The following is a 7932-nucleotide window of genomic DNA, read 5'->3' on the forward strand; positions in this document are numbered from 1 at the left end:
TGAGTTCTCAAGGAACGGACGCTTCCTTTGTACTCACCCTCTCGGGCTTTCCTCCGGGCTTCCCTTCGGTCTTGCGTTTCCGACTCTATCAGATCCTTTCGGCGTCTGATTCCCGGTCAGCGGGAGTTGTCTTTCCGGCTGTTGGGCCGTTCCGACGAGTGAGACTTTAGCGGATTTCCTGCCTCCGACGCTAATCGGGCGGCTGCGTCCAGGTTTCGAACGCGGATTCCTCATTTCGCAAAAACACACGGAAAGCAGAACGGCACGGCAAAGCACCGTCAGCTTCTGTGGGTCTTGCGGGATGGCTGTCCGGGGCCGACCGGGGTCGGTGCTCACGTCGGACAACTCGGAGAACCTTACGGATCGGTCAATCGCGTGTCAACCCCGGTCTCTGGCGGAACGCGTTGCGGTAGTCGCGGGGGCTGGTGGCGAGGTGCGAGGCGAAGTGCTGGCGCATCGTGACCTCGCTGCCGAAGCCCGCGCGGCGGGCCACCTCGGGGAGGGGGTGGTCGGTGAGTTCGAGGAGTTTCTGGGCTGCGGCGACGCGCCGGCCGATGAGCCAGTTCAGGGGGGTGGTCCCGGTGGTGGCCTGGAAGTGGCGGGCGAAGGAGCGGGGGGACATCCCGGCTCGGGCGGCGAGGGACGCGACGGTGTGGGGCTCGTCCAGGTGGGCGAGGGCGTGGGCACGGACGGCGGCGAGGGCGTCGGCGTCGCGGTCGGCACGGGGGGTGGGGTGCTCGATGAACTGGGCCTGGGTGCCCGTACGGAAGGGGGCGGTGACCATCGCGCGGGCGATGGCAGCGGCGGCCTCGGCTCCGTGGGCGGTGCGGACGAGGTGGAGGCAGAGGTCGATGCCCGCGGCGGTGCCGGCCGAGGTCCAGACGCCGGTGTCCTCGACGAAGAGGGCGTCGGGTTCGACCTGGATGTTCGGGTGGCGGGCGGCCAGGGTGCCGGCGAGCTGCCAGTGGGTGACGGCGCGGCGGCCGTCGAGGAGTCCGGCGCGGGCGAGGACGAAGGCGCCGGCGCAGAGCGACGCGACCGGGACGCCGGCGGTGTGGGCGCGCCGGAGGGCGTCGAGGACGGGGGACGGGAGGTCGGCGTCGGGGTCCTCGATGCCGGGGACGAGGACCAGGTCGGTGGGGGTGAGGTCGTCGAGCCAGCTGAGGGGGCGGTCGGGGGTGAGGGTGAGGCCGCCGCGCACGGGGAGGGGGGTGTGCGGGTCGGGGGCGGTCCTGCGGAGTTCGAAGGGCGGGACGCCTCGGAGGGTGCGGTCGCTGCCCCAGACCTCGGTGATGACCGAGATGTCGAACGCGCGGACGCCGGGGAAGGCGAGGAGGGCGACGCGCTGGGGGCGTGGCGTGGGGGTGGGTGGCACGTATGGCAGTAAACCATCGGTCGCTGTCATTCGTTCCGCTGGGAGAGCGGTCGGGCCGGGAGGAGGATCGTGGGTATGGAGATCGCACAGAACGCAGCGCTGGTAGTCGTCGACGTACAGAAGGGCTTCGAGGAGGAGTTCTGGGGGAAGCGGAACAATCCGGCCGCTGAGGAGAACATCGCGGCTCTGATCGACCTGTGGCAGGAGACGGGGCGGCCGGTCGTCTTCGTGCGGCACGACTCGCCGGAGGGTTCTCGTTCGCCGCTGCGGACGGGGTACGCGGGGAACGCGTTCAAGGACTTCGTCGAGGAGCGGCGCGGGAAGGGCGGGGGGCCGGAGCTGCTCGTGACGAAGAGCGTGAACTCGGCCTTCTACGGGGAGCCGGCGCTGGACGGGTGGCTGCGCGGGCAGGACATCGCGCAGATCGTGATCGTCGGGATCCAGACGAACATGTGCAACGAGACGACGGCCCGGATGGGCGGGAACCTCGGGTACGACGTGGTGTTCCCGTTGGACGCGATGCACACCTTCGACCTGGAGGGTCCGTTCGGGTGGTCGCGGAGCGCGGACGAGCTGGCGCAGGCGACGGCCGTGTCCCTGCACGGTGGCGGGTTCGCGAAGGTCGTGTCGACGGAGGAGGTCGTGAAGGGGGCGTCCGCCGGGGTCCGGTGACCCCGGCGGGGCGGGCCGGGTGTCAGCTGTTGCCGGAGGCGAGTTCGCGGCTGCGGTCGCGGGCGGCTTCGAGGGCGGCGATGAGGGCGGCGCGGACGCCGTGGTTCTCGAGCTCGCGGATGGCGCTGATGGTGGTGCCGGCCGGGGAGGTGACGGCTTCGCGGAGCTTGACCGGGTGTTCGCCGCTGTCGCGGAGCATCACGGCGGCGCCGATGGCGGCCTGGACGATGAGGTCGTGGGCCTGGGCGCGGGGCAGGCCGAGGAGGATGCCGGCGTCGGTCATGGCCTCGACCAGGAAGTAGAAGTAGGCGGGGCCCGAGCCGGAGAGGGCGGTGGCGGCGTCCTGCTGGGACTCGGGGACGCGGAGGGTCTTGCCGACGCCGCCGAAGATCTCCTCGGTGTGGGCGAGGTGCTCGGGGGTGGCGTGGCTGCCGGCCGAGATGACGGACATCCCCTCGTCGACGAGGACGGGGGTGTTGGGCATGACGCGGACGACGGGGGTGCCGGTGGTGAGGCGGTCCTCGATGAAGGACGTGGGGATACCGGCGGCGGCGCTGATGACCAGGCGGTCGGCGGCCACGTGGGGGGCGAGTTCGTCGAGGAGGCGCCCCATGTCCTGGGGCTTGACGGCCAGGATGAGGGTGTCGGCGCGCTTGGCGGCCTCGGCGTTGGTGACGGTCTCGACGCCGTAGCGGGTGCGGAGCTCCTCGGCGCGTTCGGCGCGGCGGGCGGTGACCAGGAGGTTCGCGGGGCGCCAGCCCGCGCGGATCATGCCGCTGAGGAGGGCTTCACCGATCTTGCCGGTGCCGAGGACTGCGACGGTCTGGGTCATGGCTCTGCTCACCTCGCCGGAGGGGGTACGTGTCGTCATCCTCGCACCGGCGGACCGGGTGGTGTGCGGGTGTCCGAGGGGCGGTCACGCGGTGCGACGGCGGAGGGTGGCCGCGCCGAGGGCGAGGACGAGGAGCGCGCAGCCTCCGACGACGAGGGCGTCGCGGACGAAGTCGCCGGTGATGTCGGGGTGGTGGAGGACCTGGTTCATGCCGTCGACGGCGTACGACATCGGGAGGACGTCGGAGATCGCTTCGAGGGCGGGGGCCATCTGGTCGCGTGGGGTGAAGAGGCCGCAGAGCAGCAGTTGGGGGAAGATCACCGCCGGCATGAACTGGACGGCCTGGAACTCGGAGGCGGCGAAGGCGGAGACGAAGAGGCCGAGGGCGGTGCCGAGGAGGGCGTCGAGGAGGGCCACCAGGAGGAGGAGCCAGGGGGAGCCGATGACGTCGAGGCCGAGGAACCGGACGGCGAGGCCGGTGGCGAGGGTGGACTGGACGACGGCGAGGAGTCCGAAGGCGAGGGCGTAGCCGGCGATGAGGTCGGCTTTGCCGAGGGGCATGGCGAGGAGGCGTTCCAGGGTTCCCGAGGTGCGTTCGCGGAGGGTGGCGATGGAGGTGACCAGGAACATCGTGATGAGCGGGAAGATGCCGAGCAGTGAGGCCCCGATGGTGTCGAAGGTGCCGGGGCTCGCGTCGAAGACGTGGCGGAGCAGGAAGAGCATGACGCAGGGCACGAGGAGCATCAGGGCGATCGAGCGCGGGTCGTGGCGCAGCTGACGCAGGACGCGGGCGGCGGTGGCGAGGGTGCGGGCGCTGCTCATGGCCGGATGTCCTCTCGGGAGGTTCGGGGGTGCGCCGCTCGGGTGGCGGCGGCGTCGACGAGGTGGAGGAAGGCCTCTTCGACGGTGGCGGTGTCGTTGCGGCGGCGGAGGGCTTCGGGGGTGTCGTCGGCGAGGATCTCGCCCTCGCGCATGAGGAGGAGGCGGTGGCAGCGTTCGGCCTCGTCCATGACGTGCGAGGAGATGAGGAGGGTGGTGCCGCAGTCGGCGGCGATCTGGTGGAAGAGGTTCCACAGGTCACGGCGGAGGACGGGGTCGAGGCCGACGGTGGGTTCGTCGAGGACGAGGAGTTCCGGGGTGCCGAGGAGGGCGACGGCGAGGGAGACCCGGCTGCGCTGGCCGCCGGAGAGCCGGCCGGCGAGGGCGTCCGCGTGCCGGGTGAGGTCGACGTCGTCGAGGGCCCGGTCGACGCCTGTGCGGCGTTCGTCGCGGTGGGCGCGGCCGGGGAGCAGTACGGCGGCGAAGTAGTCGAGGTTCTGGCGGACGGTGAGGTCGTCGTAGACGGAGGGGGCCTGGGTGACGTAGCCGATGCGGGAGCGGAGGGTGGGGTCGCCGGCGGGTCGGCCGAGGACCTGAAGGGTGCCGTGGACCTTGGCCTGGGTGCCGACGATGGCGCGCATGAGGGTGGATTTGCCGCAGCCTGAGGGGCCGAGGAGGCCGGTGACGCGGCCGGCGGGGACGGTGAAGTCGAGGCCGCGCAGGACGGTGCGGGAGCCTCGGGCGGCGGTGAGGTGGTGGGCGGTGACGGCTGCGGGGTCGGGGGACGTGGCGGGGCAGGGGTCGGCGGGCACACCCGCCAGGTAATTCATCACGTGATGAATATTGCGCCTGGGGGTGTGGAGGGGTCAAGCGTCCGGGAGAAGGGAGATGGGGTCGGCTGCGGGCCCGGGGTGGTCATGCCCGCCCGCTCCGCTCCTGCGGAACAGACGCCCACAACCCGAGGAGCGGGCGGTGACTCAGCGGCGCTTGGGCTTCCTGCGGGCGGCCGGGTTGCCCGTGCGGGTGCCGCGGCGCTTCTCGAACTGCTCGCGGGCCTTCTCGTACTCCGCGCGGCGCAGCTTCTCGCCGGGGGCCTCGACCAGGCAGCGGACGGAGTACGCGAGGAGCGAGCCGATGAAGCCGATGGCCTTGAGGCTGCGCAGGGACTCCTCGCGGCCCGGGTCGGCGGGCCGGCGGAGGAAGCCCTCCCATGTCTTGCGGAAGGCGATGGCGCTGCAGGCCGCGAACATGACGACGACCAGCATGTTGACGATGCCGCCGACGTCGGCGATCTGCAGCCCGTCGTAGGCGAAGCGCAGGACGAGGCAGGCCGCGACGGCGGCGGCGAGCGAGCCGAGGGCCAGGCCAGCGCGGCGCAGCGCGTAGTGGCCGCCGTGGTCGACCCAGGTCGTGCCGAAGAAACGGATCTCCTCGGGCTGGGGACCGGTGGGGGTGCCGCCGGTCGTGCCGGGGGGCTGCTCGTCGTCGCTCACGAGGTCGATTATCCCCGGGGCGACGGAGGAGGACCTCAGGCGCAGCGCGGTGCGACGAAGCCGTCGCTGCCCGTACGCACGTACGCGTCGGAGATGTACTCGCCCGGGGCTATGGCGTCCCAGATGCGGGTGGTGCCGTAGGGGCCGCTGATCCATTCGCCGTTCTTCTGGCAGGAGATCGCCACCGTGGCGTCCAGGGGCAGCGCCCGGACGATCGGGTACTGGGTGCTCGGGCCCGAGCGCACGTTGACCCGGTAGCCCGGCGCGACCGCGTAGCGCTTCGTGGTCAGTGCGGTCACGGTGTCGCCCGCGGCGTTCTTCTCGTCCGTACCCATGCAGTCCTCCCCCTTGGCGCAAAAGCGCTCCACAGAGTTTCACTCTCCGCGACGCGCAGGCTAGCAAGCCCCACCGACATCGGGGGTGCCATGGACTAGGCTCCGTCGGGTCGCGCACGTACGCGCGAGGTGACGCGGAATCACACGGGGGTGGGCGATGCCGCCGTTGCGCGGTACCGGTGCCGACCGGGAAGCGGAGGGGCCCGAGTACGCGGGCGGCTACCGTCTCCAGGCACGTCTGGGCGCCGGCGGCATGGGCGTCGTCCACCTCGCGTCCTCGGCGTCCGGGCTGCGGCTCGCGGTCAAGGTCGTGCACGCACGGTACGCGGAGGACCCGGAGTTCAGGGCGCGTTTCCGCCAGGAGGTCGCCGCCGCCCGCCGGGTCAGCGGGGCCTTCACGGCGCCCGTCGTCGACGCCGACCCCGATGCCCCGCGCCCCTGGATGGCCACCCTCTACGTCCCCGGGCCGACGCTCGCCGACCAGGTGAAGCGGAACGGCCCACTGGCCCCGGCCGAGCTGCGCCGGCTTACCGCCGGGCTCGCCGAGGCCCTGCGCGACATCCACCGCGCCGGTGTCGTCCACCGCGACCTCAAGCCCAGCAACGTCCTGCTGACCGACACCGGCCCCAAGGTCATCGACTTCGGCATCTCCCGGCCCGTAGACAGCGATCTGCACACCGAGACCGGCAAACTCATCGGCTCACCGCCCTTCATGGCGCCCGAGCAGTTCCAGCGGCCCCGCGAGGTCGGGCCCGCCGCGGACGTCTTCGCCCTCGGCTCCGTCCTCGTGCACGCGGCGACCGGGCACGGGCCCTTCGACTCCGACAGCCCGTACATCGTGGCGTACCAGGTCGTCCACGACGAGCCGGATCTGACGGGGGTGCCCGCGGAACTGGCGCCGCTCGTCGCCCGCTGCCTCGCCAAGGAGGCCACCGACCGGCCCACTCCGGCCCAGATCATGGCGGCGCTGCTGCCGCCCTCGTACGCGGCGGAGGCGTTCATACCGGCGCAGCGCCGGCGGCCCGCCCTTCCGGGCGGCGACGACCGCGCGTCGGGCCACGCGCCCGCGTGGGACGCCGACACGCCGGTACGTGCCCCAGCCGTTCCTCCGCGTCGCCGGGGTCCGCGTCCGGGCCGGCCCCGGCTGCCGATCGCCGTCGCCGCCGCGCTCGCGCTGACCGGGGCGGGTCTGTACGCGGCCCTGAGCCCCACCGCGCCCGTCCCGCCCGAGTCCCCCGCCCGACCGGCCGAGGTGGCCACCGCCTTCACCGGGTGGCAGACCACGCTCCAGAAGCACGGCCCGACGGTCGCGCCCGCGTGCGGCCACGTCGGAGGCGCGCTGTACTGCTCGGCCCGGGGCGTCGACCTCGCCCGCCTCGACCCCGTGACGGGCCGCGTGCTCTGGTCGCGGACGGCGCCCGTGAAGGCGGAGACCCCCCTCGTTCCCTTCCTCCTCGCGGACGGTCTGATCGGCGCCGCCGCCCCGACGGGACCGCCACGGGCGTACGCGGCGGCCGACGGCTCCCCCCGCTGGACGGCCACCACGGCCGAGCTCCCCGAGCTGTACCGGCCGGCCGGCACCGCCGTCGTCCTCGCCGACGGGCGGGGAGGGCTCCGGGCCGTCGACAGCCGCACCGGCAAGGAGCTCTGGCGGCACGGCCTTCCCGGATTCGGGGTCCCGCTCCCGGGACCGTACGACGCCCCGTCCGGGCTGCTCCCCGTGGCCGAGACCTCGGCCGACGGAACGCGCACGCGGGTCGGTGAGATCGACCCCCGGACCGGTGGGTTGGTCCGGCAGCGGGACCTGGACGGTGACCTCGATCCGCTCGGCCGCACCGGCGACGGAACGCTGCTCCTCGGCTCCCGCTACCAGGGGATGCTGCTCGACGCCCTCGTCCTTCCCGGCCCGGACGACGGCGCCGTACGACGGCTCCCGCTACCCCACCGGATCGACGTCCGGGGCGTCGCGGTGCGCGGCGCCGTCGTCCACCTGCTCGACGCGGACGGACACCTCACCGCCTTCGACACCTCGGCCCCGAAGGGACGGGTGCTGTGGGAGCTGGAGACGGGCGCCGGGAACGTGTCCGAGCCCGTCATGGGCCCCGGCGACCGGCTCTACTTCTCCGTCCAGGACGGGCGGCTGCTCGCCGTCGACACCGTGCGCGGTGCCCTCGTCGGGCAGACCCGGCCGCGGCTGCTCAACGGTCGCCTCGGGTACGCGTCCCTGGTGCCGGCGCCGCTGGTCGCCGGGGACCGGGTGTTCGGGACGGCGCCGGACGGTTCCGTCTTCGCGGTGGACGCGCGCGACCCCGCGTCCTGGTGATCCACTGATCCACGCGGGCGCGTAGCCCGTATCCGTACGGGGGAGACGCCGCGGCGGCGGGGAGCGGCACGAAGGCCGCTCCC

8 protein-coding genes are annotated in these 7932 nt (G+C 72.9%); 2 read left to right on the forward strand and 6 right to left on the reverse strand.

All coding sequences use genetic code 11. From position 1 onward, the window contains the following. Window positions 1–367: 367 nt before the first annotated feature. Window positions 368–1405, reverse strand: coding sequence for a GlxA family transcriptional regulator (locus ACFWV2_RS32865; RefSeq protein WP_384411035.1), 1038 nt, complete (start codon window positions 1403–1405; stop codon window positions 368–370). A gap of 45 nt (window positions 1406–1450) precedes the next feature. On the opposite strand from ACFWV2_RS32865, the gene ACFWV2_RS32870 reads away from it, so the two are divergent. Continuing rightward, window positions 1451–2047: a cysteine hydrolase family protein gene (locus tag ACFWV2_RS32870; protein ID WP_384411037.1), complete on the forward strand. Its 597-nt coding sequence runs from the start codon at window positions 1451–1453 to the stop codon at window positions 2045–2047. A gap of 22 nt (window positions 2048–2069) precedes the next feature. Here ACFWV2_RS32870 and proC read toward each other — a convergent pair whose 3' ends face one another. From proC to ACFWV2_RS32895, 5 genes are all read right to left on the reverse strand, one after another. After that, entirely contained in the window at window positions 2070–2879 is an 810-nt protein-coding gene (gene proC / locus ACFWV2_RS32875) for a pyrroline-5-carboxylate reductase (protein WP_189803333.1), read from the reverse strand. Between the two features lie 84 nt (window positions 2880–2963). Then, complete coding sequence (locus tag ACFWV2_RS32880; RefSeq protein ID WP_384411041.1) at window positions 2964–3701, reverse strand: ABC transporter permease; 738 nt, start codon at window positions 3699–3701, stop codon at window positions 2964–2966. Beyond that, the gene (locus ACFWV2_RS32885) at window positions 3698–4531 is read right to left on the reverse strand and encodes an ABC transporter ATP-binding protein (protein WP_384411044.1); all 834 of its coding nucleotides are present in this window, start codon (window positions 4529–4531) and stop codon (window positions 3698–3700) included. Before ACFWV2_RS32885 ends, ACFWV2_RS32880 begins: the two co-directional genes overlap by 4 nt. A gap of 144 nt (window positions 4532–4675) precedes the next feature. Then, a complete protein-coding gene (locus ACFWV2_RS32890; protein ID WP_384411047.1) occupies window positions 4676–5191 on the reverse strand; it encodes a hypothetical protein in 516 nt (171 codons plus the stop codon). 35 nt (window positions 5192–5226) lie between these two features. Further along, window positions 5227–5526 carry an SH3 domain-containing protein gene (locus tag ACFWV2_RS32895; protein ID WP_384411050.1) on the reverse strand — a complete coding sequence of 100 codons (300 nt, stop codon included), beginning with the start codon at window positions 5524–5526 and terminating at the stop codon, window positions 5227–5229. 157 nt (window positions 5527–5683) lie between these two features. On the opposite strand from ACFWV2_RS32895, the gene ACFWV2_RS32900 reads away from it, so the two are divergent. Next, window positions 5684–7849: a protein kinase gene (locus ACFWV2_RS32900; RefSeq protein WP_384411053.1), complete on the forward strand. Its 2166-nt coding sequence runs from the start codon at window positions 5684–5686 to the stop codon at window positions 7847–7849. Window positions 7850–7932 lie beyond the last annotated feature (83 nt).

The sequence above is a fragment of the Streptomyces sp. NPDC058671 genome, from assembly GCF_042716475.1.
Classification (GTDB): Bacteria; Actinomycetota; Actinomycetes; order Streptomycetales; family Streptomycetaceae; genus Streptomyces.